Source organism: Methylobacterium sp. FW102-HT35C08, from assembly GCF_058790235.1.
In genome coordinates this window covers 601,622-625,255 of sequence record NZ_JBYTCL010000002.1, presented here as the reverse complement: position 1 = coordinate 625,255, position 23,634 = coordinate 601,622, and the positions used below count along the sequence as shown (strand labels likewise).

The following is a 23,634-nucleotide window of genomic DNA, read 5'->3' as shown; positions in this document are numbered from 1 at the left end:
CTGTAACGCGCGCGCGGCTCCGTCGTTCGACGGCCCGTGCGCCAATCGGCCCGACGCGGCGGGGCTCATCCGGCATATCCCACAGGCCGGCGACGAAGGCCGCTTGAGGCTACCCCTGCCGGCGGCCTAAGAGCCGGCACGCGATGCTGGCCGGCCTGCCCGGGCCGGCCTCCGTTCCGGACGCGCCACGATCCCCTGGGACATCGATGACGGGCTTCAGCTTCATCCATGCGGCGGACCTGCATCTCGGCAGCCCCCTGTCGGGGCTCGCCGCCCGCGATGCCGACCTGGCCCGGCGCCTCGCCACGGCCGGCCGGCAGGCCTTCGAGGATCTGGTCACCCAGGCGATCGAGCGGTCGGTCGCCTTCGTGGTCGTGGCCGGCGACATCTACGACGGCGACTGGGCCGACAACACCATCGGCCTGTTCTTCGCCCGGCAGGTCTCCCGCCTCGACCGCGCCGGCATCCCGACGATCCTGGTGCGCGGCAACCACGATGCCGAGAGCGTGATCACCCGCTCGATCACCCTGCCGCCCTCGGTCCACGTCTTCCCCGCCAACCGCGCCGGGACGTTCCGCCTGGAGGGGCTGCGGGTCGCCCTGCACGGCCGGAGCTTCCAGGGCCGGGCCGTCGAGGAGAACCTGTCCCTGACCTACCCGGCCGCCCTGCCGGGCTGGTTCAACCTCGGCATCCTTCACACCTCCTGCACCGGCCACGCGGCCCACGAGACCTACGCCCCGTGCTCGGTCGCCGACCTCGCGGCACGCGGCTACGAGTACTGGGCGCTCGGCCACATCCACGAATACGCGGAGCTGTCCCGGGATCCCTGGATCGTGTTCCCCGGCAACCTCCAGGGCCGCAGCATCCGCGAGCGCGGCGAGAAGGGCGCCGTGGTGGTCGAGGTCGCCGACAGCCGCGTGACCGGCCTCCAGCGCCTCGCCCTCGACCGCGCCCGATTCGAGCAGGTCTCGGTGGATCTCGCTCAGGCGGCGGATCCCCGCGCGGCGCTCGAGGCCGTGGAGGCGGCGCTCCGGCCGTTCGCCGCCCTCGCCGCCACCCGGCTCGTCCTCGTGCGCGTCCACCTCACCGGCACGACGCCGGCCCACGACGCGCTGGCGGCCGACCGGGAGTCGCTCACGGCCGAGATTCAGGCCGCCGCACACCGGCTGCACGAGGATCTGTGGCTTGAGCGCCTCAAGATCGAGACGCATCGGCCCCGCGCGCCGATAGAAACGTCCGGCACCGCGATCGACCCCGCCGCGCTGCTCGCCGACATCGACCGCGATCCCGATTTCCGGACGCGGGCCAAGGCGGCCCTGGCCGAGATCGGCGGCCGGATGCCGACCGCGGTCGCCGCCGAGGCGGGTCTGGAAGACGAGTTCGACGCCCTCTGCGCCGAGGCCGAGGCCTTGATCCTCGGCCGCCTCGTCGGCCGGCATTGCTGAGCGGAGCGCCCAGGAACATCCGATGCGTCTGATCCGCCTCGCCCTCGAGCGCTACGGCGCCTTCACGGACCGCGCGATCGCGTTCCGCCCCGACGCGCGGCTGCACGTCGTGCTCGGAGCCAACGAGGCCGGCAAGAGCACGGCGCTCGCGGCCGTCACCGACCTGCTGTTCGGCTTCGAGAAATCCACGCGCTACGCCTTCCTGCACGACATGCCGCAGCTGCGCCTCGGCGCGGAGATCGCCGCCGCCGACGGCCGCCGGCTGAGCTTCCGCCGCCGCAAGGGCAACAGCCGCACGCTGATCGATGCGGACGATGCGCCCCTGCCCGACGACGCCCTCGCGCCGTTCCTCGGCGGCCTGTCGCGGTCGGCCTTCTGCCGCGCCTTCGGCCTCGACGCGCAGAGCCTGCGGGCGGGCGGGCGCGAGATGGTTGACGTGGAGGGCGAAGTCGGCGCGAGCCTGTTCGCGGCGGGCTCCGGCCTGCGCGGCCTCACGGACCTGCAGACCGCCCTCGACACCGAAGCGGAGGGCATCTTCGCACCGCGCCAGGCCAAGCACCGGACCTTCTATCAGGCGCTGGAACGCCACGACACCGCCCGCAAGGCGATCCGCGAGAAGGGCCTGCGCGCGGGCGACTGGCGCGCGCTGAACGACGAGATCGCGGCCGCGGCCGACCAGCTCGACGCGCTCCGGGCCGAGCAGAGGGCCATGGCCGTCGAGCGCGCCCGCCTGGAGCGGCTCAAGCGCGTCCGGCCGATCGTCGCGGAGATCGATGCGCTGGAGCAGCGCATCACGGCCGAGGACGGCCTCGTCGACGCGGATCCGGCCTGGATCGAGCGCCTCGGCGGCGCCCTCGATCGCTGCCGGACGGCGGAGGCCGAGGCGACTCGGGCCGACACCGTCCTGGCCCAGGCCCGGACGGAGGCCGAGGCCGTGCCGGTCGAGCCGGGGCTGACGCTCCGGGCCGACGAGATCCTCGCGGCCTTCAGCGGCACCAAGGAGTACGAGAAGGGCGGGACGGACCTGCCCCGGATCGAGGGCGATGCCCACAAGGTCGGGCTGGACCTGGAGCGATTGCGCGCCCGGATCGGTGCCGCCGATCTGGCGGCGCTCGAATCGGCCCAGCCGACCGATGCCGCCCGGGCCCGGATCGAGGGGCTGATTCGCGCGCATCGGACACTGTCGGCGGCCGAGGATCAGATCGCCCGCGACCACGCCGTGGCCCTGTCCGAACGGGACCGGCTGGCGGGCGAGATCGAAGCCGCGGGCGCGACGCACGATCCGACGCCGCTGCGCGAGGCGCTGAAGCCGCTTGCCCGCCTGCACGAGTGGATCGCCGCCCACGAAACGCTCGGTGGCGCGATCCGGCGGGAGACGGCGCTGCTGCGCAATCAGGCGGCCCGGCTGTCACCGCCCGTCCCGGACACCGCCGCCCTCGTCCGGATGCCGCTGCCCGCGCCGGAGGCGGTCGCCCGCTTCCGCGCCCTCCTCGACGGACGACATCGCGAGCGGGAGCGCGCCGTCGACCGGCACGAGACAGCGTTGCGCCAAGCCGCCGCGACCCGGGACAGGCTGCGCGCGCGCGAGGCCGGCCGGCCGATCGCCACGCGGGAGCGGCTGGATGGAGCGCGGGCGTCCCGAGACGCGGCGTTCGCGCCGCTACGGGACGCCCTGGGGGCGGGAAAGACAGCGGCACTCGCCGAGATCGCCGCTTACGAGCGGGCTGTCCTCGAAGCGGACCGGCTCGCCGACGAGCGCGCCAGCGACGCGGCGCGGGTCGCGGCCCATGCCGCCGACCAGGACCGCCTCGCCGCCGAGGAGGCGGAGGCCACCGCCGCGCAGGACATCCTGGCCGGCATCACGGCCGATATCGCAGCCGGCGAGGTGGCGTGGCACGCGGCCTGGCTTCCCGCCGGGATCGAGCCGGGGCCGCCCGTCGAGATGGCGGCGTGGCTCGCCGAGACGGAGAACCTGATCGAGGCCGAGCAGCGGCTGGCCGAGCAGCGGATCGAGCGGGAGCGGCTGGCGGCGCGGATCGAGGCCGCCCGGTCGCCGCTGGCGGATCTGTACGCCCGCTCCGGGCTCGATCCCGCGCCGGAGCTTGAGGTCGGCCCGGCCCTCGAACGCCTGGAGGCGCGGGTGGCGACGCTGGCGAGCCGCTGGGAGGCGAACCTTCAGACCGGCGGCCTGCTCCGCGCGGCCTGGGCCGCCTGCGCCCGGCTGGACGCGGCCCGCGCCGAGACCGCGACGCGGCGCGCCGCGTGGCAGACCGAATGGGCCTCGGCCCTGCAGCCGCTGGGCCTCGCCGCCACGAGCCGGCCCGAGGAGGCGGAGGGTGCCCTGGAGGCGTGGCGCACGGTGCCCGACCGGCTCTCGGAGCGCGCCGCCCTGAACCGCCGGGCGACCGGGATCCGGCGCGACATGGAGGCGTTCCGGGTCGGCGCGGCGGCCCTGATCGAGGCGCTGGCGCCGGACCTCGCCGACACGCCGGCGACGACCGCGATCCGCACCCTGCACGCGCGCCTCGTCGCCGCGCAGGCCCGGGAGGCGCGGCGCGCCGAGCTGGACCGCCGGCGCGACGAGGCTGCGGCGGCGAGCCGCGCGGCGGCCGACTTGCACGCGGCGGCTCGGGCGGCGCTGAGCCGCGCGGTCGCCGCCGCGATGCCGGACCGGGCCGAGGCGCCGATGCCCGAGATCGAGGCCCTGTTCGGCCGCCTGAGCGCCCGCGAGAGCCTGCGCGCCGAGCTCCTGCGCCTGCGCGGCAGCCTCGCGGGCGCCGCTGACGGACTCCCGGAGGCCGAGCTCCGCGTCGGCCTCGAAGCGCTCCCGCCGGAGGCGATCGAGGCTGAGCTGGCCCGGCTCGCCCTGGAGGCGGAGGAGCAGGCGGAGCGCGGCCAGGTCATCTTCGCCGACCGCGACCGTGCCGAGCGGCGCCGGGCCGAGCTGGAAGGCGGAACCGGCGCCGAGCTGGCGCTCGCCGAGCGCAAGGCCGCAGAGGCGGATTTGCAGGCCGCGGCCCGCTCCTGGGCTGTCCTGCGTCTCGCCGGGCTGATGCTCGGGCAGGCGGTCGCCCGCCACCGCGCCGGTCAGCAGGATCCGCTGCTGGCGCGCGCCGGTGCCCTGTTCTGCGCCATGACGGGCGGCGGCTTCTCCGGGCTCGCCCAGACCTACGACGAGGCCGACACGCCGCGGCTCGCGGGGCAGCGGGCGGGCGGCGGGCTGGTGCCGATCGAGGGGATGAGCGAGGGCACCCGCGACCAGCTCTATCTCGCCCTGCGGCTGGCCTATCTGGAAGATTACGCCGGCCGCGCCGAGCCGGCACCGTTCATCGGCGACGATCTGTTCTCGACCTTCGACGAGGTGCGCACCGGCCACGGCCTCGACGCACTGGCGGCGATCGGGGAGCGGGTTCAGCCGATCCTGTTCACGCATCACCGCCACGTCGCCGACATCGCCCGCGACCGGCTCGGCGCGGCGGTGGACGTGGTGGCGCTGTAGCGGCTCGCGGGGCGGTCGGCCCATGGCGGCCTCACAGGTCGGGAGCGCGTATCCACACCGTCATTCCGGGACTGCGCAGCAGGGCCCGGGATCCAGATCCGCAACGGTCGGCGATCCGGGCACCGTCTGCGGCTCTGGATCCCGGGCTCCGCTGCGCGGCCCCGGGATGACGTGGTGGCCGGCGATGCCCTGTCTTCGAGAGCCCGGTCAGCCTCGCGCGTTCCCGAGATACCGCGCTTCCAGATGCGCCCGGAACGAGGCGGTGCCGAGCGGCGCGCCCGTGGCGCGGGTGAGCAGATCGTCGGTGCCGAGCAGAGAGCCGACTTCGTGCACGTTGCTCCGCAGCCAACCGCGCAGAGGCCCGAAATCGCCCTCTGCCAGGCAGCCCGGAAGCGCCGGCTCGGCCGACCGCGCGGCCCGGAACAGCTGCGCCGCCGCCATGGCGCCGAGCGTATAGGTCGGGAAGTAGCCGAAGGCGCCGCTCGGCCAGTGGATGTCCTGCAGGCAGCCCGCCCGGTCGTTCGGCACGGTCAGGCCCAGCAACTCCCGCAGGCCATCGTTGAAGGCGCCCGGCAGATCCCGCACCGCGAGGTCGCCCGCGATCATCGCGGTCTCCAGGCGGTAGCGCAGCAGGATATGGGCCGGGTAGGTCGCCTCGTCGGCATCGACCCGGATGAAGCCCGGAGCGACCCGGGTGTTGAGCGCGTGCAGGTTCTCGGGCGACCATTCCGGCCCGGACCGGCCGAACGCCGCGCGCAGCAAGGGCGCCAGGAAGGTGAAGAACTCCCGGCTGCGGCAGGCCTGCATCTCGATGATCAGCGACTGGCTCTCGTGCAGGCTCATGCCCCGGGCCGCGCCGACCGGCTGGTGCCGCCAAGCTGCCGGCCGGCCCTGCTCGTAGAGGGCGTGCCCGGTCTCGTGCAGCACGCCCATCAGGGCGCGGCCGAAATCGGCGGCGTCGTAGCGGGTGGTGATCCGCACGTCGTCGGTGGCGCCGCCGCAGAACGGGTGCAGGCTGATGTCGAGCCGGCCTCGATTGAAGTCGAAACCCACCGCCTCCATGAGCTTGAGGCCGAGCTCGCGCTGGACCGCCACGTCGAACGGGCCGGTCAGCGGCAGCGGCGCCGGGCGGGCGGCCTGGATCTCCCGGGCGCGGGCGATCAGCGCCGGCAGCCAGCTGGTCAGATCCGCGAACAGCGGATCGATCACCGCCCGGCGCATCCCGGGATCGTAGCTGTCGAGCAGCGCGTCGTAGGGATCGAGCCCGAGAGCCGCGCCCTTGGCCTGTCCGATCTCCCGCTGGAGCCGCAGCACCTCGGCGAGGTGCGGCTCGAGCCTGGCGAAATCCGCGTCCCGCCGCGCCTCGCGCCAGACCATCTCGGAGCGGGACACCGCGCGGGAGCTCGCCTCCACGAGGTCGCGGGGGACGGCCGTGGCATGGGCCTGGGCGCGGCGCATCTCGCGCAGGTTGGCGGCCGGCCAGGATTCGAGGCCGCTCGCCCGCTCGGCGGCCGCCAGGTCCTCGGCCGCTTCGGGCGCCGTCAGGATCTCGTGCGCCAGCCCGCGCAGGATCGCGAGCTGGTCGCCCCTTGCCTCGGCGGCGCCGTCGGGCATCAGCGTCTGCGCGTCCCAGCCGAGGATCCCGGCGGCGCCTTCGAGGGCCGCGAGCCGGGCGAAGCGCTGTTCGAGGGTCTGGTAGGCGGTCATGCGGTCTCCGGTCCCTGGGTATGTCTCGCGGCTGCCGGCGGCGCTCACCCCGCCTGCAGCATCTCCAGCTCCAGCCAGCGGTCCTCCGCCTGCGACAGCTCGGTCTCGGCCTGCGCCAGCATGGACGAAGCCTTGTCGAAGCGGGCGGGATCGCGGGCGTAGAGGTCGGGGTCGGCCAGGATCGTCTTGAGCTGGCCGATCGCCGCCTCCAGCTTCTGCATCCGGGCCGGCAGCGTCTTCAGCTCGTGCTGCTCGTTGAAGCCGAGCTTGGGCTTGCCGGCCGGCGCGGCAGCCGTCCCGGTGCGCGCCTTGGTTTCCCGGGGCTCCTTGGCCTTCGGCGCGACCGTGCGCGCCTCGACCCCCTGCCCGCGCTGGATCAGCATGTCGCTGTAGCCGCCGGCATACTCGACCCAGCGGCCCGCCCCCTCGGACACCAGCACGCTGCCGACCACCCGGTCGAGGAAGTCGCGGTCGTGGCTGACCAGGATCAGCGTGCCCTGGTAGTCGCCCAGCATCTCCTGGAGCAGGTCGAGGGTCTCAAGATCGAGGTCGTTGGTCGGCTCGTCGAGGACCAGCAGGTTGGCGGGCTGCGCCAGCGCGCGGGCGATCAGCAGCCGGTTGCGCTCGCCGCCCGACAGGACCGAGACCGGCGTGCGCGCCTGCTCGGGGGCGAACAGGAAGTCCTTGAGGTAGCCGATCACGTGGCGGCTCTGGCCGTTCACCGTGACGCTGTCACCCCGTCCGCCGGTGAGCACGTCGGTGACGGTCATGCCGGGTTCCAGAACCGCGCGGGCCTGATCGAGCACCACCGGCAGGAGGTTGGTGCCGAGGACGATCTGCCCCGAATCGGGCGCGAGCCGGCCCATTAGCAGGTTGATCAGCGTTGACTTGCCGGCGCCGTTGGCGCCGACGATGCCGAGCCGGTCGCCGCGCATCACCCGCAGGGACAGGCCGTCGACGATCGGCCGGTCGCCGTAGGATTTCGCGATGTCGCGGGCCTCGACCACGAGGCTGCCCGAGGATTCCGCGTCCGAGGCCTGCATGCTGACGCTGCCCACCGGACGGCGCACCTCGCGGCGGTTCTTGCGCAGCTCGTGCAGGTTGCCGAGCCGGCGGACGTTGCGCTTGCGCCGGGCGGTGACGCCGTAGCGCAGCCAGTGCTCCTCGGCGGCGATCTTGCGGTCGAGCTTGTGCTGGTCGCGCTCCTCCTCCTCGAAGAACGCGTCGCGCCACGCCTCGAAGCCCGAGAAGCCTTGGTCGATCCGCCGGGTCTCGCCGCGGTCGAGCCAGATCGTGGCCCGCGACAGGGCCGACAGGAAGCGGCGGTCGTGGCTGATTAGGACCAGGGCCGCGCGGGTGCCCTTCAGCTCCGATTCGAGCCACTCGATCGCCGGCAGATCGAGGTGGTTGGTGGGCTCGTCGAGGAGCAGCACGTCGGGCTCGGGCGCGAGCGCCTGGGCTAGCGCGGTGCGCCGGCCCTCGCCGCCAGACAGCTTGGTCGGATCCTCCGCGCCGGTGAGCCCGAGGCTCTCCAGCAGGTAGCGGGCGCGGTGGGTGGATTCGCCCGGCGGAAGCCCGGCCTCGACGAATTCGAGCGTGGTCGCGAAGCCCGAGAAGTCCGGCTCCTGCGCGAGATACCGGATCGTCGTGCCGGGCTGGACGAAGCGGCGGCCCTTGTCGGGCTCCACGAGGCCCGCGGCGATCTTCATCAGCGTCGACTTGCCGGACCCGTTCCGCCCGACAAGGCAGGTGCGCTCGCCCGGCGCGATGGTGAGGTCGGCGCGGGTGATCAGCGGCGTGCCGCCGAAGGTGAGCGCGACGTCCTGAAGGGTGAGAAGCGGTGGAGCGGCCATGGGCCGGCTTATGGCAGCGCCGGGCGGCCGGTTCAAACGCTGCCGCTCCGAAGGGGCTTCTCCCGGTCAGGCGATCGGGTTGGCCGGCCCCGTGGGCGGGCTGATCTCCGGAGCGCCGGGATCGTTGACGGGGATCTCGGGCGGCTGGATGCCCGGCGCCTCGGCGGGCGTATTGCCGGGGATCTCCGGTCCCGGCGGCTGCGTCGGCGCCTGCGGCGGGTCGTAGGGCCGGTCGGGTGCCGGAGCCGGCTGCGGCGGCACCTCGGGGACCTGCCCCGGGTCGGCGAGCGTGAACTGGGACACGGTGTTCCTCCGGATGGCCGACGGTGCGTTCCTGCACCGTTCGGGCGGAAACGAGGTCCCGCCCCTCCGGTTCCGGACGGCTACTTCTTGGTGAGCAGCAGGTTGCCTTCCTTGCTCGCTACCTTCTGGATCTTCTCGGCGAACAGGGCGAGCAGGAACGGCAGCTTCACCTCAAGGCGCACGCTCTCCGCGCCGACATCGATGGTGCCGGCGACGTTCTGTGCGAGCGCCGACACGCCGAAATCGAGCCGGTCACCCGTCCAGGCCAGTTGGTCGACGGCAATGCCGCTCTTGGCCAGGAAGGCCCGCGCCTGCTCGGTGCCCTGCTCGAGGCGCCGCTTGGCCTCGTCGCGGCCGAGGTCGTGCGGGATATCGACGATGAGGGGCTTGGGCATGGGCAGCTGATCCGATTTGAACCCGGCTGCAGATGGGGCCTTGCATCGTCGCCGACAACGCCCGGAGCCGCCCTGCCCCTTCGGAGCCGGGCGGCCGAAGGTCTGCGACGTTAGTTCAGGACCTGCAGGGAGACGTAGGTCGTGCCGCCCATGCCGAGGGCGCGGGCCGAGCCTCGCGACAGGTCGATGATACGGCCGCGCACGAACGGACCGCGGTCGTTGATGCGCACCACGACCGAGCGGCCGGTCCGCTTGTTCTCGACGCGGACCCGGGTTCCAAAGGGCAGGCTGCGATGGGCGGCGGTCAGTCCGTTGGGGTTGAAGTGCTCGCCGTTCGCGGTGCGGTGCCCGCTGCCGTACCAAGAGGCCGCTCCGCTCTGCGCGGTGGCCGGGAGGCTCGTTCCGAGGACGGTGGTCAGCATTCCAAGCGAGACGACGAACTTTCCGAAACCAAACGACATTCTCAACGCATTCCCTTTGTTTTTGTCGGGGCGGCGCCAGTCGTGTGGGAAATCGGCCGGAATATGGCAGGTGTTCGCGTACTGCCGAGGTCACATTTTGGCCGGTTTTTTCCTGGTCATTCTCATTACATAGGTGTTTATTTCGGATTATTTCCGTCTGATCTTTGAAATACACATAGGCCAGTCGAGCGATGTATTGTGCAAGATCTCTCGCGGCCAGACGGAAAGGCGGTAGATGGGCACGGATTCCTAAGCCCTGCGCTGACTGTGACCCTGCCTCCCGCTGGGCTGGACCCGGAGGACACGAGCAAAGCCGATGGCTGTCACCGATCATGCGAGGCGCTTCGGCAAGGATAGCCCACGCGACGGCCGACCGACCGGAAGGCGAATCCTGGTTTCGCCTGGCCGTGAATGCCCGGAATGAGACCGGTAACCCTTGCTTAATCAGTGCGGTGCCCGGCCTGATCCGCGCCCGGCAAAAATTGCAGCCCCAGAACGGGACGCATCGCGGGCAAAATCGACAACGCGACCTTTACCGTACCGGAGGCATGGTCTGCCGGTCAGTCGCGTAACCGGTGTTTGCCATGGCTTCCCCGCGTACCGTGGCTGCCGACGCCGTCGCCCGGAAACAGGTCTCGCGTGCCGGGCGGCCCGCGTCGGCGCCACGGATGGGTCTCGTACCCGCCCAGCGTTCCCTACCCCTCGACCAGGTTCTCGTCGGGGATTGCATCGCGGCCATGAACGCCCTGCCGGCGTCGAGCGTCGACTGCGTGTTCGCCGACCCGCCCTACAACCTGCAGCTCGGCGACGCCGGCCTGCTGCGCCCGGACCAGAGCCGCGTCGACGCCGTCGACGATGACTGGGACAAATTCGCCACCTTCGAGGCCTACGACGCCTTCACCCGGGACTGGCTCGCGGCCTGCCGCCGCGTGATGAAGCCGAACGCGACCCTCTGGGTGATCGGGTCTTACCACAACATCTTCCGCGTCGGGAGCGCGTTGCAGGATCTCGGTTACTGGATCCTCAACGACATCGTCTGGCGCAAAGCCAACCCGATGCCGAACTTCCGCGGCAAGCGCTTCACCAACGCCCACGAGACCCTGATCTGGGCCTCGCGCTCGGCGGAGTCGAAGGGCTACACCTTCCATTACGAGGCGCTCAAAGGGGGGAACGAAGACCTCCAGATGCGCTCCGACTGGTTCATCCCCCTCTGCACCGGCGAGGAGCGCCTGAAGGATTCGGCGGGGCATAAGGTCCACCCGACGCAGAAGCCCGAGGCCCTGCTCGCCCGGACGCTGCTGGCGGCGACCAACCCCGGCGACGTGGTGCTCGACCCGTTCTTCGGCACCGGAACGACCGGCGCCGTCGCCAAGCGCCTCGGCCGCCGTTTCATCGGCATCGAGCGCGAGCCGGTCTACGCGGAGGCCGCTCGTGAGCGGATCGCCGCCGTCGAGACCCTGTCGAAGGCCGCCCTTATGGTCGCGCCGACCAAGCGCGCCGAGCCGCGGGTGCCGTTCCTGTCGGTGATCGAGGCCGGCCACATCCGGCCCGGGGAGATCGTGACCGACGAGCGCCGCCGCTTCCGCGCCACGGTGCGCCCGGATGGCCAGCTCGACAACGGTCTCGTCATCGGCTCGATCCACAAGATCGGTGCCCTGGTCCAAGGGCTCCCCGCCTGCAACGGCTGGACCTTCTGGCACGTGGAGCGCGGCGGCAAGCCGGTGGTGATCGACACCTACCGGGCCGGCCTCCGGCAGGCGATGGCGAACGGCTGAAACGCCGCCGTCTTTGCGAGCGCAGTCAAGCAATTTGGTCGGCGCGACGATGTCGGACGTCGCGCTGCACTGGGTCGCTTCGCTGCGCTCGCGATGACGGAGAGGATGGGATTGGCAGCAGGTCTCGATCGGAGACCTTATCGCCGGAGTGCCGTCATTGCGGGCGCTCGCCTGCGGCGAGCCTCGGAACGACGGCGCGACAGGGTCACGAGCGTTTTCGAGCTGCACCCCGGCGTCGCGGCGATGCCGGAACGGCGGGCGGCTCCACTTCTCCTTCGAACAGTTCGTCAGCCTCTGGCGGCGCGGGCGCCGGCTTCGGCTGGGGCTTCGGCACGGCCCGGATGCGCGGACGCGGCTCGGGGTCCGGCATCGACACCGGCGGCTCCATCGCCGCGAGCAGCGGCATCGGCGGCGGCTCCTTCTTGGGGCGGCCGCGCGGCTTCTTCTCCGGCTCGGGCTTCGGGTCGAAGGCATGCGCCAGAACCTTGCGCATCAGCCCGGGCAGCGGCTCGTCGTCGAGGGCGCTGCGCGGGGTGAAGCGCATGCCGGACGGGGCCGCCGTCGCGAGCGCGACGCGGGCGACGAACACCGTCAGCTCCAGCGGGAAATGCGTGAAACCGTGGCGAACCAGCCCCGGCAGGCGCTTCCACCGCGCGTCGAGAGGGGCGTCCAGCAGGGCGGCGGCAACGTCGTAATCCGGCTCCCAGGCGCTGCCCGGCGGCTCGGCCATGTTGCCGAGCAGCCCCTCCGGGGGGCGGGTCCGCAGCAGCACCGCCTCGTCGCCGCTGCGGATCGCCACGAAGGCCGCGCCGCGGCGGAGCGCCCCCTTGGCCACCTTGATCTTGCGCGGAAACGTCTCCTGGATGCCGAGCGCGCGGGCGCGGCAGGGCCGCATCCAGGGGCAGAGCGCGCAGGCGGGACGCTTGGGCGTGCAGATCGTCGCGCCGAGATCCATCAGCGCCTGAGCGAAGTCGCCCGGCCTGTCCTCCGGCACCAGCGCCTGCGTCAGGCGGCGGATCTCCGGCCGGCTGCCCGGGAGCGGCGCCTCCACCGCGTAGGCCCGGCTCAGGACGCGCTCGACATTGCCGTCGACCGCCGCCTCCTGCCGGTCGAAGGCGATCGCCGCGATGGCGCCGGCCGTGTAGGCGCCGACTCCCGGAAGCTTGCGCAGACCCTCGGCCGTGTCGGGGAAGCGGCCACCTCCGGCCGCGACGGCCTTCGCGCAGGCGTGGAGGTTGCGGGCGCGGGAATAGTAGCCGAGGCCGGCCCAGGCCAACATGACCGCCTCCTCGGGGGCGTCGGCCAGGGCGAAGACATCCGGGAAGCGCGTCAAGAAGCGCTCGAAATACGGCCGGACCGCCGCGATCGTGGTCTGCTGCAGCATGACCTCGGACAGCCAGACCCGGTAGGGTTCGGGCACCTCGCCGGCGAGCGCCCGCCACGGCAGGACCCGCCGATGCCGGTCGTACCAGGCGAGCAAATCGTCGGCGCGCGGTCCGGGACCGGGCTCGGGTTCCGTGGCTGTGCGAAGCGGCATGGGCACGTCGATCGGGGTCGCGCTGCATAGCCGGAGCCCGGCGGCGATCATAGGGTGGCGAAAGCGCCGGCGCGTCCTCCCTTCGTCAACCATCCTGCGCTAACCTTCGCGGATCCACAGGTCCGGAACCACCATGGCGCGCGTCAAACCGCTGGCCGAACTGATCGAGGGCTGCATCGGCCCGGCGTTTGCCGCGCAGGGATTCGCCTCGACCGACATCCTCGCCGCCTGGCCGGAGATCGTCGGCGACCGGCTGGCCCGCTATTGCCGGCCGTCCAAGCTCGAATGGCCCAAGCGCCGACGCAAGGATTCGGACGCGCCGGAATCCGGCACGCTGGTGGTGCGGGTCGAGGGGGTGTTCGCCATCGAATTGCAGCACCTCGCGCCGGTGGTGATCCAGCGCATCAACGCCCATTACGGCTGGGCCTGCGTCTCGCGGATCGTGCTGCAGCAGGACCGGGTCGGCCGCGGCGGGCGGCAGCCGTCGCGCGCCCACATCGATCCGGCCCGGGTCGTCGAGGTGCAGCGCGCCGTCTCGGGCATTGAGGATGACGGGCTGCGCGCCGCCCTCGACCGCCTCGGCACCGCCGCCGTCGCCACCCGCCCCGAGCGCTGAGCCGGACGCCGGCGCGTCCGCGGGCGCACAGGCGATTCGGTCATCTTGCCAGGACGCCCGCGCCCGAGTACCGGCTTTCGCACGCCAAGACCGACCAATTCGGCGGAGCCTGCCCGATGACGACGCGACGCGACGCTCTCAAGATTTCCGGCCTCGCGCTCGGCGCCGGCCTCGCCCTGCCCTACCTCGCCCGCTCCGCCCAGGCGGAGGGCATCGACACGGCCGCCCTGCTGCAGCCGGGTCCGCTCGGCGATGTCTGGCTCGGCCCGGCGGACGCCAAGTGCACGATCATCGAGTACGCCTCGATGACCTGCTCGCACTGCGCGGCCTTTCACAAGAACACGTGGCCGACCCTGAAGGAGCGCTACATCGACACCGGCAAGGTGCGGTTCACGCTCCGCGAGTTTCCCCTCGACCCGCTCGCCACCGCGGCGTTCATGCTGGCGCGCTGCGAGGGCGATTCCAAATACTACCCGATCACCGACCTGCTGTTCGACCAGCAGCCGGCCTGGGCCTTCACGCAGAAGCCCGTCGATGCGCTCGAGCAGATGCTGCGGCAGGCCGGCTACAACAAGCAGACCTTCGAGGCCTGCCTGAAGGACCAGAAGGTCTACAGCGCGGTGAACGCCGTGAAGCAGCGCGGGCTCGACGTGTTCAAGGTCGATTCCACCCCGACCTTCTTCATCAACGGCGAGCGTTACACCGGCGAGATGACGGTCGAGGGCATGGAGAAGGTGATCAAGCCGCTCCTGGGCGCCTGAGCGCCTGTTCGGGGACAGGCGCGAAGCACCGATCCGGCGCGTGCCCCCGAGCTGAAATACCAAGTCAAAATCAACGACTTACCGTATGCAGGGTTCGCCTTGACACTCAAGATAGGCGAAACTATGGTGCGCCGCGCTTGCTGGGGGTGTCCAGCCGGTTCCAGATCCTCCCGCCCGATGAGTTTTGAGCCGTGAACGGCGACGACGCGAGGGGCGGGGACGGGGCCGAGCAGACGCCGACGGACAGCGAACTCTCCGCGAGGCTCAGACGTCTCGAGACGCAGATCGAACGGAAGCGGCCGCAGGCTGCTCCCGATCCTTCCACGCGCCCTCGAAACGGCGGGCCTTCGTCGCTGGGTCAGGCCATGACGATCTCGACCGAGTTCGTCGCGGGCGTGATCGCGGGGGGCATACTCGGCTGGATCGTGGATCATGTCTTCGGGACGAAGCCCTGGGGCCTGATCGTCCTCCTGATGCTGGGGTTCGTCGCGGGGGTCTACAACGTGATGCGGGTGTCGGGTTTCTCCGGCGCGCGTCCGGAACGACGCGACCGGCAGGAGCCGTAAGGCACGCCGGTCCAAGGGGATCAGGGCGGCCGGCCATGCCGGCGCGCCGAACAAGAAGGGCGGAAGCGGGAATGGCGGTCACGATCGACCCGATCCATCAGTTCGAGCTGAAGCCGCTCGTATCGCTGGGCCATATCGGCCATCAGCAGCTGGCCTTCACGCAGTCGGCCCTCTACATGTTCGCCGCCGTCGGCGTGATCGCGCTGATCACCATCGTGGCGACCGCGTCCCGCTCCGTCGTGCCGGGCCGCATGCAGTCGCTGGCCGAGATCTTCTACGAATTCATCGCCGATACAGTGCACCAGGCGACCGGTGACGGCGGCAAGCGGTTCCTGCCGCTGGTGTTCTCCCTGTTCATGTTCGTGCTCGTCCTGAACCTGTTCGGGATGATCCCCTACGCCTTCGCGGTGACCAGCCACCTGATCATCACCTTCGGCCTCGCGGCGCTGGTGATCTCCACGGTGGTGATCTTCGGCGTGATGAAGCACGGCACTCACTTCTTCGGCCTGTTCGTGCCGTCGGGCGTGCCGAAGCCGCTGCTCGCGATCCTGGTGCCGATCGAGATCATCTCGTTCATCTCGCGCCCCATCAGCCTGTCGGTCCGTCTGTTCGCCAACATGCTGGCCGGCCACATCGCGATGAAGATCTTCGCGTTCTTCGTGGTTCAGCTTCTTCTCGCGGGTGCCTGGAGCGTGCTATCGCCGCTCCCGCTGTTCCTGACGATCGCGCTGACTGCTCTCGAGTTCCTCGTCGCGGCGCTTCAGGCCTACGTCTTCGCGACGCTGACGGCGATCTACCTCAACGACGCCCTTCACCCCGGCCACTAATCCGGCCGGCTCCACCCGCCGCAAACGTCAAAGCACGTTTCGATCTGAAGAGACCTCAGGAGTTATCATGGATCCCGTCGCTGCGAAGTACATCGGCGCCGGCCTCGCCTGCCTCGGCATGGCGGGTGCGGGCATCGGCCTCGGCAACCTGTTCGGTCAGTTCCTCGCCGGCGCCCTTCGCAACCCGTCCGCGGCCGACGGCCAGCGCGCCACGCTGCTCCTGGGCTTCGCCCTCACCGAGGCGCTCGGCATCTTCTCGCTGCTGATCGCGCTGCTGCTGCTCTTCGCCGTCTAATCGGCGCCGGAGCCCGCGGTCTCCGCGGTCTCCTCCCGGGCCCCGGCCCGATGAACGGGTGGACGCTCCCGCGACGGGGCGTCCGCCTTCGTCCGTCACCGCGCGAGCGGTGGCCTCAGCGAACGGTGTCAGTGTAGCGGTCTCATGGCGCAGCCCAATCCCCTCACCACGCCGCCCCCGGGCGCCGACACGCAGGTCGTGCCGGGCCATACCGAGCACGCGGAAGCGCATTCCGGCGCCTTCCCGCCCTTCGAGACCTCCGGCTTTCTCGCGCAGCTGATCTGGCTCGCGCTGGCCTTCGGGCTCCTCTACTACCTGATGGACAAGGTCGCGCTGCCGCGGATCCAGGCGATCCTGCACGCCCGCGCCGAGCGCCTGCGTGCCGATCTGGATCAGGCGCAGGCGATGAAGGCCGAGGCGGATGCCGCCGGCGTGGCCTTCGAGACCGCCCTCCGGACCGCTCAGGGCAAGGCGCGCGACATCGCGCAGACCACTCGGAACGACCTGGCCGCCGAGGCCGAGGTGAAGCGCAAGGCGCTAGAGGAGCAGCTGAACGCCAAGCTCGCCGCCTCCGAGGCGACGATCCGCACCCGCACCGAGGCCGCCATGGGCAATGTCCGCTCGATCGCGGGCGAGGCCGCGTCGGCGATCGTCGAGCGACTGACGGGCCAGGCACCGGATCGGGCCAGCCTCGACCGCGCCCTCGACGCCACCGCACACTAGACGGGATCCCACGATGCTGCTCGAAGCCGAATTCTGGGTCGCCGTCGCGTTCTTCATCTTCATGGGCATTGCCTGGAAGGTCGGCGCCTTCTCGGCGATGACCAAGGGCCTGGACGGCCGCGCCAACCGCGTCCGCCACGAACTCGACGAGGCCAAGCGCCTGCGCGAGGAGGCGGCCGCCGTGCTCGCCGACTACAAGCGCCGCCGCGCCGAGGCCGAGAAGGAGGCCGAGTCGATCGTCGCCGGTGCCCGCGAGGAGGCCCAGCGCGCCGCCGAGGAGGGTCACCGCAAGCTCGACGACTTCCTGGCCCGCCGCACCAAGGCCGCCGAGACCAAGATCGCCCAGGCCGAGGCTCAGGCCGAGGCCCAGGTGCGTGCCGCCGCCGCCGAGGCCGCCGTGAAGGTGTCGGAGACGATCCTGCGCGAGCGGCTGCAGGGCGACGCGGCCCAGGGCCTGATCCGCGCCAGCCTCGGCGAGGTCCGGACTCGCCTGCGGTCCTGATCCGGCCGCAGCGCTGCACGGTTTGAGAAAGCCGCCTTCGGGCGGCTTTTTTCATGTTGGACGACGCATGCAAAGACGCGGCGCATCCGCGCTTGCCATCGCGAACATCGGTGCCCTGACCGGCGTTCCCGAGGTGGGTGAACGCGGAGACGTCATGGCGGACAGGGCTCGGATCGTGATCGTCGGCGGCGGGGTTGCCGGCATCGAGGTGGCCACGAGCCTCGGCCGTAGCGGCCGGGCCGACGTGACGCTGGCCGACCGCAGCCTGTCCCACGTCTGGAAGCCGATGCTGCATACCTTCGCGGCCGGCACCGCCCGGGCCGACCGGCAGAAGGTGGATTTCTTCGCCCAGGCGCGGCGCAACGGCTTCCGCTTCCAGCCCGGAGCCCTCGTCGGCATCGACCGGCAGGCCCGGCGCGTCCGGCTCGCCGTCGAGGCCGTGGAGGGGCGGCCGGAGGTGGAGATCGCCTACGATCTGCTCGTGCTCGCCATCGGAAGCCGGGCCAACGATTTCGGCACGCCGGGCGTGGCCGAGCACTGCCTGACCATCGATGACCTGACCGAGGCCGAGCATTTCCACGACCAGCTCCGGTGCCACCTGCTGGCGCGGCTCGATCGCGGCGGCATGCTGGAGATCGCGATCGTGGGGGGCGGCGCCACCGGCGTCGAGCTGGCCGCCGAGCTGAAGCACGCCATCAACCTGCTCTCGACCTACGGCTCGCCGGACCTGCCGGGGCGCCTGCGCCTGACCTTGATCGAGAGCGGGCCGCGCCTGCTGCCGGCCTTCCCCGAGAAGGTCTCGCGCGCCGCCGCCCGGACCCTGTCGGACCTCGCCGTCGAGGTCAGGACCGGCGCGATGGTCACGGCGGCGGACGCGACCGGCTTCACCCTGAAGGACGGCAGCCGCATCCCGGCGGGCCTCAAGGTCTGGGCGGCCGGCGTGAAGGCGCCGGACGTGCTCGCGGGCCTCGACGGCCTGGAACGCTCACGGACCGGGCAACTCGTCGTCGGCCCGGATCTGCGCACGACCTGCGATCCCGCCATCATCGCGTTGGGCGACTGCGCCAGCCTCACCGACCCCCAGACCGGCAAGCCGGTTCCTGCGACGGCCCAGGCCGCCCGGCAGCAGGCCCAGCATTTCGCGCGTCACCTCGGCCGCGTCCTGGCCCGCGGCGACACGGTGGCGACGGAGCTCCCGCCGTTCCACTACGTCGAGAAGGGTGCCATCGTCTCGCTGGCCGATTTCAACGGCTGGGGGACACTGGGCCGCTACACGTTCGGCGGCGGGCGGCTGAACGGGCTGTCCGCGCGCCTGACCCACGACCTATTGTACCGGCAGCACCAGATCGGCCTCTACGGCCCGCTGCGGGGGACCCTGACATGGGTGCTCGACGATCTCGACCACCTGATCAGCCCGCCGGTGAAGCTCGACTGACCGGGCTCAATCCGGCCGCTCGCCCTCGACCGCCTTGGTCTCCTCGACCTCCGGAGCCACCTGCCCGTAGTTCAGCACGCCGACCAGGGCCGCGCCGCCGAAGGTGTTGCCGAGCAGGGTCGGCAGGAAGAATTTTAGCGCGTAGTCGTTCATCGTCGCGGCGCCCGTGACCACGAGGTAGAAGGCCTCCACGGAGCCGGCCACGATGTGAGCGAGGCTGCAGAGCGAGACCAGCCACGTCATCAGCAGGATCACGAAGGGCGCGGCGCTGGCGGTCGCCGGCAGGAACCACACCATCAGGGCAATCATCCAGCCGGCGAAGACGGCCTTGACGAACGTCGCCCAGAATTCGTTGGCGATGGCGTCGTGGCTGATCTCCGCGAAGGCCTTGAGAACCGGAGGCTCGAAGGCTCCGGAATGGGCCATCACTGTGGCGATCGCCAGTGTCCCCAGGATGTTGCCGCACAGGACGATGAGCCAGAGCCGCACCACCCGGACCGCGGTCTTGGCCGACCGGTCGTGCAGCAGCGGCAGGACAGGCGTGATGGTGTTCTCGGTGAAGAGCTGCTGGCGGCCGAGAACGACCACCAGGAAGCCGACCGCGTAGCCCATCGAACTCACGATCTTCGCCCAGTCCGCCTCCGGCAGATGGCTCCGAAGGACGCCAGGGACGATCAGAGACAGCGCGATGCTCAGGCCGGCCGCAAAGGCCGAGAGGAACAGCGCCAGGCCGTTGCGCCGCAATTCCTCGTCACCTTCGAGCCGGATGACCTCGTGCAGCACGTAGGCATCCGGGCGGCCGATCTCGGAGACTTCCTTCAGCAACTCGTCGCGCCGAGCTTCCTGCTCGGCCCGCCTGTTCTTGTCCCGGGCCATCCGCCAGCTCCGCTACGCCACTCGATCCGATCGGATGTTCGACACTCAGGCCGTGAGCCGCGCCACCAGCGCCTCGACGGCGCTTCGCGCCTCGGCCAGCGCCAGCGCGTCGCGGCTGCGCACGACGATCCGATTGCGGAACCCCTCCGGCGTCATGGCCGGGTACGACCCGATGGACACCGATGGGCGCTCCTTCGCGATGGCGCCGAGCTCGCCCGCGTAGCTCCCCTCGGGAACGCCGGCGGCCTCGATCGTCTCGGACATCATCGCGGCGCCGCCCTTCAGGGTCGGGGCGATCGAGTCGAGCATGGCCTGCATGATGCTCGGCACGCCGGCCATGACGTGGACGTTGCCGATGCGGAAGCCCGGCGCCTTCGAGACCGGGTTGGCGATCAGGTCGGCGCCGAACGGAATCCGCGCCATGCGCAGGCGTGCCTCGTTCAGATCCTCGGGCTTGTGCCGCTCCAGCAGCATCGCCCGGGCGCGCTCGTCCACGTCGATGCCGACCCCGAAGGCCTGGGCCACGCAGTCGGCAGTGATGTCGTCATGGGTCGGGCCGATCCCGCCGGTGGTGAACAGGTAGGTGTAGCGGTTCCGCAGGGCGTTGACCGCCTCTACGATCATCGCGGCCTCGTCGGGCACGATCCGCACCTCGCGCAGGTCGATGCCGGCGGCGGTGAGGAAATCCGCGATGGTGCCGATATTCTTGTCCTTGGTGCGACCCGAGAGGATCTCATCGCCGATCACGAGGATGGCGGCGGTGACGGAATCGGAAGGCTGGTCCATGGGTCTCTGGCGTCGGGCGGGCGTCGCAGGCAGATAGCGCAACCGCAGCCCACGACTACGTGAACCCCGAGGACCCGATGCAGTTCGCCGCGCCGCTCGTCCCCGGACGGCTCGTGCAGCGCTACAAGCGCTTCCTGGCCGATATCGACACCGAGGACGGCCCCGTCACCGTCCACTGCCCGAACCCCGGCGCGATGTTCGGCCTGAACAGCCCGGGGGCGCGGGTGCTGCTCTCACGCTCGACCAATCCGGCCCGGAAGCTGCCGCTGACCTGGGAGCTCGTCGAGGCCGACCTCCCCGGCGGTCCGCAATGGGTCGGCATCAACACAATGCGGCCGAATGCGCTCGTGGCCGAGGCCTTCCGGGCCGGCGCCATCGCGGCGCTCGCCGGCCACGACGTGCTGAAGCCGGAGGTCCGCTACGCGCAGGCGAGCCGGGTCGACTTCCTGGCGAGCGGCGCGGAGCGCGGCCCGTGCCACGTCGAGGTCAAGAACTGCCACATGATGCGACGGCCCGGCCTCGCGGAATTTCCCGACTGCAAAGCCGCCCGCAGCGCCCGCCACATGCGCGACCTGGCCCAGGTCGTCGCCGAGGGCGGTCGCGCCCTGGTCGTCATCGTCGTGCAGATGGAGGCGGAGGCGTTCGACGTCGCCCGCGACATCGATCCGGCTTTCGACCGGGCGTTCCGGGAAGCGCGGGCCGCGGGCGTGGAGGTCCGCGCCTACCGGTGTGCCGTGGGGCCGGAGGGCGTTAGCATCGCGGACGAGATTCCGGTGGTCACGCCGCCTTGACGCCCGAGCGCTCGAACATGAGGTTCAACCGGGAGCGCGAGATCTCGCGATAGCCGTAGCTCTCCAGATGCGTCGGCAGGTCGAGCTGCCACTGCCCGGTGCCGTTCTCGATCAGCAGGATCCGCGGCAGCAGCGTCTCCGGCGCCTCGCGCAGGAAGGGCTCCAAGATCAGATCCTCGGCGCCCTCCACGTCGAGCTTGACGGCGTCGACCCGGGTCAGGCCCTCGCTGTGCAGGAGTTCGAGGAGTGTCACGGCCGGCACGGTGATCCGCGCGCCCTCATTGGTGCCGACGATGCGCAGGCTCGACTCGCCACGGTTGCGCGGATCGATGAACAGGGTCAGCTCGCCGGCCTTGTCGGCCACCGCGCAGGCGACCGCCTTCACGGTGTGGAACGGGTTCTGGGCGATGTTGTAGGTCAGCCGGTCGAATACGTCCGGCTGCGGCTCGACCGCGATGATCCGCGCTGCCGGGCCCGCGAAGGCCGCCACGTACAGGGCGTAGGCGCCGATATTGGCGCCGATGTCGAGGAACACGCAGTCTTTCGCAAGGCGCGCCTGCAGGAGGGCACGCTCCTCCGGATCGAAGAATTGCGGCGTGAAGAGTACCTTCTTCTCGCAGTTGTTGTTGTACGGGTGCAGCCGCATCCGCGCGCCGTAGCGGGTCACGTCGAGGGGCTTGCCCCCGAGCCGCGAGATCGCGATCCGGCGCAGGAACAGCGCGAGGCGCCTGCCGTACCAGGAATTGGCGGGAATCCGGTTCGTGCGGCGGGTGATCGCCGCCACGAGGCCGGACGGTTCGTAGGTGCCGTAGGGCTGCGTGTCCGTCATGACCGGCGCGGTTTGCCAGCCGGCGCTCTGACCCGCAAGCGCATCGCTTCGCGTTGCCCCGGCGCGTGCGCGTGGTCTAAGCGGGTGGCCGAGCTTACGGAGCATGGATTGCGCGGCATGGAGTCCTTCAATTCCGACGGCGTGCGGATCGCCTATATCGACGTTCCGCCTGTGGACGGCGCCGGCAAGCCGATCCTGCTGATCCATGGCTTCGCGTCGAACCACGCGGTCAACTGGGTCAATACCCAGTGGGTGAGAGCCCTGACCCAGGCCGGATATCGGGCGATCGCGCTGGACAATCGCGGCCACGGCGAGAGCGAGAAGCTCTACGATCCGGCCGCCTACAGCTCCGAGGCGATGGCCGGCGACGCGATCCGGCTCCTCGACCATCTCGGGATCGAACGCGCCCACGTGATGGGCTACTCGATGGGCGGCCGGATCACCGCCCACATCGCCCTGGATCACGCGGATCGGGTCCGCTCGGCGCTGATTGGCGGTCTCGGGATGCACCTGGTCGAGGGCAAGGGCCTGCCGTCCGGCATCGCCGAGGCCCTGGAGGCATCTCCCGGGACCCCGGCCCCGAACCCCACCGCCGCGGCCTTCCGCACCTTCGCCGAGCAGACACGGAGCGACCTGCGGGCGCTCGCCGCCTGCATGCGCGGCTCGCGCCAGACGCTCAGCCGGGCCGAACTCGCGCAGATCGAGCTACCGGTTCTGGTCTCGGTCGGGACCCTCGACACCGTGGCGGGCTCAGGCCCGGGGCTCGCCGCCCTGATCCCGGACGCGCGGGCCCTCGAGATCGAGGGCAAGGACCACTCGACCGCGGTCGGCGCCAAGCCGCACCGGGACGGCGTGCTGGCCTTCCTCGCGGCGCAGCCCTGAGGCGTCAGCTCTTCAGCCGGTAGCCCGTGCGAAAGATGTAGGTGACGAGGCCGAGGCAGATCACCAGGAACAGCGCGGTCATGCCCAGGCTGATCGCGATGTTCACGTCCGCCTTGCCGAAGAACGCCCAGCGGAAGCCACTGATCAGGTACACGACCGGGTTGAGCAGGCTCACCGCGTGCCAGAACGGCGGCAGCATGCCGATGGCGTAGAAGCTGCCGCCCAGGAAGGTCAGGGGGGTGACCACAAGGAGCGGTACCAGCTGCAGCTTCTCGAACCCGTCCGCCCACAGGCCGATCACGAAGCCGAACAGGCTGAAGGTCACGGCGGTGAGCAGCAGGAAGCCGATCATCCAGAGCGGGTGGTCGATGCGCAGCGGCACGAACAGCGCCGAGGTCGCCAGGATGATCAGGCCGATCAGGATCGATTTCGAGGCCGCCGCACCGACGAAGCCCAGCACCACCTCGAGGGGCGAGATCGGCGCCGACAGGATCTCGTAGATCGTCCCGGCGAAGCGCGGGAAGTAGATGCCGAACGAGGCGTTCGCGATGCTCTGCGTGAGCAGCGAGAGCATGATCAGGCCGGGCACGATGAACAGCCCGTAGGGCACGCCGTCGACCGCCGAGACCCGTGAGCCGATCGCGGCGCCGAACACCACGAAGTACAGGGTCGTCGAGATCACCGGGGCCAGGATGCTCTGGCCGGCGGTGCGCCAGAACCGGCCCATCTCGAACCGGTAGATCGCCCGGACCGCCGGCCAGTTCATGTTC

At 71.0% G+C, this 23,634-nt stretch carries 23 protein-coding genes; 13 read left to right on the top strand and 10 right to left on the bottom strand.

Annotated elements, in window-relative coordinates; translation table 11 throughout:
* Nucleotides 1-206: 206 nt before the first annotated feature.
* Complete coding sequence (locus AC3WSN_RS03100) at nt 207-1,445, top strand: metallophosphoesterase family protein (RefSeq protein WP_492536245.1); 1,239 nt, start codon at nt 207-209, stop codon at nt 1,443-1,445.
* A gap of 22 nt (nt 1,446-1,467) precedes the next feature.
* Nucleotides 1,468-4,944, top strand: a complete 3,477-nt coding sequence (locus tag AC3WSN_RS03095; RefSeq protein ID WP_492536243.1) for an AAA family ATPase — start codon at nt 1,468-1,470, stop codon at nt 4,942-4,944.
* Between the two features lie 207 nt (nt 4,945-5,151).
* Here the strand turns inward: AC3WSN_RS03095 and AC3WSN_RS03090 are convergent, their stop codons facing one another.
* The 5 genes from AC3WSN_RS03090 to AC3WSN_RS03070 form a co-directional block, all read right to left on the bottom strand.
* Entirely contained in the window at nt 5,152-6,651 is a 1,500-nt protein-coding gene (locus tag AC3WSN_RS03090) for a carboxypeptidase M32 (RefSeq protein WP_492536242.1), read from the bottom strand.
* Nucleotides 6,652-6,695: 44 nt separating this feature from the next.
* Nucleotides 6,696-8,504, bottom strand: coding sequence for an ATP-binding cassette domain-containing protein (locus tag AC3WSN_RS03085; RefSeq protein ID WP_192708618.1), 1,809 nt, complete (start codon nt 8,502-8,504; stop codon nt 6,696-6,698).
* A 66-nt stretch (nt 8,505-8,570) separates the two neighbouring features.
* Nucleotides 8,571-8,807, bottom strand: a complete 237-nt coding sequence (locus AC3WSN_RS03080) for a hypothetical protein (RefSeq protein WP_192708617.1) — start codon at nt 8,805-8,807, stop codon at nt 8,571-8,573.
* Between the two features lie 80 nt (nt 8,808-8,887).
* Nucleotides 8,888-9,202 (bottom strand): polyhydroxyalkanoic acid system family protein, encoded by a 315-nt coding sequence (locus tag AC3WSN_RS03075; RefSeq protein ID WP_192708616.1) that lies wholly within the window; start codon nt 9,200-9,202, stop codon nt 8,888-8,890.
* 110 nt (nt 9,203-9,312) lie between these two features.
* Nucleotides 9,313-9,624 carry a septal ring lytic transglycosylase RlpA family protein gene (locus tag AC3WSN_RS03070; RefSeq protein WP_373622887.1) on the bottom strand — a complete coding sequence of 104 codons (312 nt, stop codon included), beginning with the start codon at nt 9,622-9,624 and terminating at the stop codon, nt 9,313-9,315.
* Between the two features lie 623 nt (nt 9,625-10,247).
* Between AC3WSN_RS03070 and AC3WSN_RS03065 the strand changes: the two genes are divergently transcribed.
* Nucleotides 10,248-11,438, top strand: coding sequence for a site-specific DNA-methyltransferase (locus tag AC3WSN_RS03065; protein WP_492536239.1), 1,191 nt, complete (start codon nt 10,248-10,250; stop codon nt 11,436-11,438).
* A 205-nt stretch (nt 11,439-11,643) separates the two neighbouring features.
* On the opposite strand, the gene mutY is transcribed toward AC3WSN_RS03065, so the two are convergent.
* Nucleotides 11,644-12,975, bottom strand: coding sequence for an A/G-specific adenine glycosylase (gene mutY / locus AC3WSN_RS03060; RefSeq protein WP_492536237.1), 1,332 nt, complete (start codon nt 12,973-12,975; stop codon nt 11,644-11,646).
* A 133-nt stretch (nt 12,976-13,108) separates the two neighbouring features.
* Between mutY and AC3WSN_RS03055 the strand changes: the two genes are divergently transcribed.
* The 8 genes from AC3WSN_RS03055 to AC3WSN_RS03020 all read left to right on the top strand — a co-directional run bounded on the left by AC3WSN_RS03055 (nt 13,109) and on the right by AC3WSN_RS03020 (nt 18,700).
* A complete protein-coding gene (locus tag AC3WSN_RS03055; RefSeq protein ID WP_192708612.1) occupies nt 13,109-13,591 on the top strand; it encodes a DUF721 domain-containing protein in 483 nt (160 codons plus the stop codon).
* 116 nt (nt 13,592-13,707) lie between these two features.
* Nucleotides 13,708-14,352 carry a DsbA family protein gene (locus AC3WSN_RS03050; protein WP_192708611.1) on the top strand — a complete coding sequence of 215 codons (645 nt, stop codon included), beginning with the start codon at nt 13,708-13,710 and terminating at the stop codon, nt 14,350-14,352.
* 191 nt (nt 14,353-14,543) lie between these two features.
* Nucleotides 14,544-14,918, top strand: coding sequence for an AtpZ/AtpI family protein (locus AC3WSN_RS03045; protein WP_192708610.1), 375 nt, complete (start codon nt 14,544-14,546; stop codon nt 14,916-14,918).
* Nucleotides 14,919-14,989: 71 nt separating this feature from the next.
* Nucleotides 14,990-15,745, top strand: a complete 756-nt coding sequence (locus AC3WSN_RS03040; protein ID WP_192708609.1) for a F0F1 ATP synthase subunit A — start codon at nt 14,990-14,992, stop codon at nt 15,743-15,745.
* 67 nt (nt 15,746-15,812) lie between these two features.
* Complete coding sequence (locus AC3WSN_RS03035) at nt 15,813-16,040, top strand: F0F1 ATP synthase subunit C (protein WP_007566773.1); 228 nt, start codon at nt 15,813-15,815, stop codon at nt 16,038-16,040.
* A 144-nt stretch (nt 16,041-16,184) separates the two neighbouring features.
* Nucleotides 16,185-16,763, top strand: coding sequence for a F0F1 ATP synthase subunit B family protein (locus AC3WSN_RS03030; protein ID WP_492536233.1), 579 nt, complete (start codon nt 16,185-16,187; stop codon nt 16,761-16,763).
* A 16-nt stretch (nt 16,764-16,779) separates the two neighbouring features.
* The gene (locus tag AC3WSN_RS03025) at nt 16,780-17,265 is read left to right on the top strand and encodes a F0F1 ATP synthase subunit B family protein (protein WP_192708794.1); all 486 of its coding nucleotides are present in this window, start codon (nt 16,780-16,782) and stop codon (nt 17,263-17,265) included.
* A 154-nt stretch (nt 17,266-17,419) separates the two neighbouring features.
* On the top strand, nt 17,420-18,700 hold the full coding sequence (locus AC3WSN_RS03020; protein ID WP_492536231.1) for an NAD(P)/FAD-dependent oxidoreductase: 1,281 nt from the start codon (nt 17,420-17,422) through the stop codon (nt 18,698-18,700).
* 6 nt (nt 18,701-18,706) lie between these two features.
* On the opposite strand, the gene AC3WSN_RS03015 is transcribed toward AC3WSN_RS03020, so the two are convergent.
* Both AC3WSN_RS03015 and AC3WSN_RS03010 read right to left on the bottom strand, forming a co-directional pair.
* The gene (locus tag AC3WSN_RS03015) at nt 18,707-19,576 is read right to left on the bottom strand and encodes a formate/nitrite transporter family protein (RefSeq protein ID WP_192708606.1); all 870 of its coding nucleotides are present in this window, start codon (nt 19,574-19,576) and stop codon (nt 18,707-18,709) included.
* Nucleotides 19,577-19,621: 45 nt separating this feature from the next.
* Nucleotides 19,622-20,362, bottom strand: a complete 741-nt coding sequence (locus AC3WSN_RS03010; RefSeq protein ID WP_492536229.1) for a competence/damage-inducible protein A — start codon at nt 20,360-20,362, stop codon at nt 19,622-19,624.
* Between the two features lie 77 nt (nt 20,363-20,439).
* Between AC3WSN_RS03010 and sfsA the strand changes: the two genes are divergently transcribed.
* On the top strand, nt 20,440-21,153 hold the full coding sequence (sfsA, locus tag AC3WSN_RS03005; RefSeq protein ID WP_492536227.1) for a DNA/RNA nuclease SfsA: 714 nt from the start codon (nt 20,440-20,442) through the stop codon (nt 21,151-21,153).
* Here the strand turns inward: sfsA and AC3WSN_RS03000 are convergent.
* Entirely contained in the window at nt 21,140-21,982 is an 843-nt protein-coding gene (locus AC3WSN_RS03000) for an FkbM family methyltransferase (RefSeq protein ID WP_492536225.1), read from the bottom strand. The two genes, sfsA and AC3WSN_RS03000, sit on opposite strands and share 14 nt — an antisense overlap.
* 117 nt (nt 21,983-22,099) lie before the next feature.
* On the opposite strand from AC3WSN_RS03000, the gene AC3WSN_RS02995 reads away from it, so the two are divergent.
* Entirely contained in the window at nt 22,100-22,864 is a 765-nt protein-coding gene (locus tag AC3WSN_RS02995) for an alpha/beta fold hydrolase (protein WP_492536223.1), read from the top strand.
* A 4-nt stretch (nt 22,865-22,868) separates the two neighbouring features.
* On the opposite strand, the gene AC3WSN_RS02990 is transcribed toward AC3WSN_RS02995, so the two are convergent.
* Nucleotides 22,869-23,630 carry an ABC transporter permease gene (locus AC3WSN_RS02990; RefSeq protein WP_373323770.1) on the bottom strand — a complete coding sequence of 254 codons (762 nt, stop codon included), beginning with the start codon at nt 23,628-23,630 and terminating at the stop codon, nt 22,869-22,871.
* Nucleotides 23,631-23,634 lie beyond the last annotated feature (4 nt).

Excerpts from the sequence above, each read along its gene's own strand:
- AC3WSN_RS03100 (WP_492536245.1), top strand. The coding sequence starts at position 207 with ATGACGGGCTTCAGCTTCATCCATGCGGCGGACCTGCATCTCGGCAGC.
- AC3WSN_RS03095 (WP_492536243.1), top strand. The coding sequence starts at position 1,468 with ATGCGTCTGATCCGCCTCGCCCTCGAGCGCTACGGCGCCTTCACGGAC.
- AC3WSN_RS03090 (WP_492536242.1), bottom strand. The coding sequence starts at position 6,651 with ATGACCGCCTACCAGACCCTCGAACAGCGCTTCGCCCGGCTCGCGGCC.
- AC3WSN_RS03085 (WP_192708618.1), bottom strand. The coding sequence starts at position 8,504 with ATGGCCGCTCCACCGCTTCTCACCCTTCAGGACGTCGCGCTCACCTTC.
- AC3WSN_RS03075 (WP_192708616.1), bottom strand. The coding sequence starts at position 9,202 with ATGCCCAAGCCCCTCATCGTCGATATCCCGCACGACCTCGGCCGCGAC.
- AC3WSN_RS03070 (WP_373622887.1), bottom strand. The coding sequence starts at position 9,624 with ATGCTGACCACCGTCCTCGGAACGAGCCTCCCGGCCACCGCGCAGAGC.
- AC3WSN_RS03065 (WP_492536239.1), top strand. The coding sequence starts at position 10,248 with ATGGCTTCCCCGCGTACCGTGGCTGCCGACGCCGTCGCCCGGAAACAG.
- mutY (WP_492536237.1), bottom strand. The coding sequence starts at position 12,975 with ATGCCGCTTCGCACAGCCACGGAACCCGAGCCCGGTCCCGGACCGCGC.
- AC3WSN_RS03055 (WP_192708612.1), top strand. The coding sequence starts at position 13,109 with ATGGCGCGCGTCAAACCGCTGGCCGAACTGATCGAGGGCTGCATCGGC.
- AC3WSN_RS03050 (WP_192708611.1), top strand. The coding sequence starts at position 13,708 with ATGACGACGCGACGCGACGCTCTCAAGATTTCCGGCCTCGCGCTCGGC.
- AC3WSN_RS03040 (WP_192708609.1), top strand. The coding sequence starts at position 14,990 with ATGGCGGTCACGATCGACCCGATCCATCAGTTCGAGCTGAAGCCGCTC.
- AC3WSN_RS03035 (WP_007566773.1), top strand. The coding sequence starts at position 15,813 with ATGGATCCCGTCGCTGCGAAGTACATCGGCGCCGGCCTCGCCTGCCTC.
- AC3WSN_RS03030 (WP_492536233.1), top strand. The coding sequence starts at position 16,185 with ATGGCGCAGCCCAATCCCCTCACCACGCCGCCCCCGGGCGCCGACACG.
- AC3WSN_RS03020 (WP_492536231.1), top strand. The coding sequence starts at position 17,420 with ATGGCGGACAGGGCTCGGATCGTGATCGTCGGCGGCGGGGTTGCCGGC.
- AC3WSN_RS03015 (WP_192708606.1), bottom strand. The coding sequence starts at position 19,576 with ATGGCCCGGGACAAGAACAGGCGGGCCGAGCAGGAAGCTCGGCGCGAC.
- AC3WSN_RS03010 (WP_492536229.1), bottom strand. The coding sequence starts at position 20,362 with ATGGACCAGCCTTCCGATTCCGTCACCGCCGCCATCCTCGTGATCGGC.
- sfsA (WP_492536227.1), top strand. The coding sequence starts at position 20,440 with ATGCAGTTCGCCGCGCCGCTCGTCCCCGGACGGCTCGTGCAGCGCTAC.
- AC3WSN_RS03000 (WP_492536225.1), bottom strand. The coding sequence starts at position 21,982 with ATGACGGACACGCAGCCCTACGGCACCTACGAACCGTCCGGCCTCGTG.
- AC3WSN_RS02995 (WP_492536223.1), top strand. The coding sequence starts at position 22,100 with ATGGAGTCCTTCAATTCCGACGGCGTGCGGATCGCCTATATCGACGTT.
- AC3WSN_RS02990 (WP_373323770.1), bottom strand. The coding sequence starts at position 23,630 with ATGAACTGGCCGGCGGTCCGGGCGATCTACCGGTTCGAGATGGGCCGG.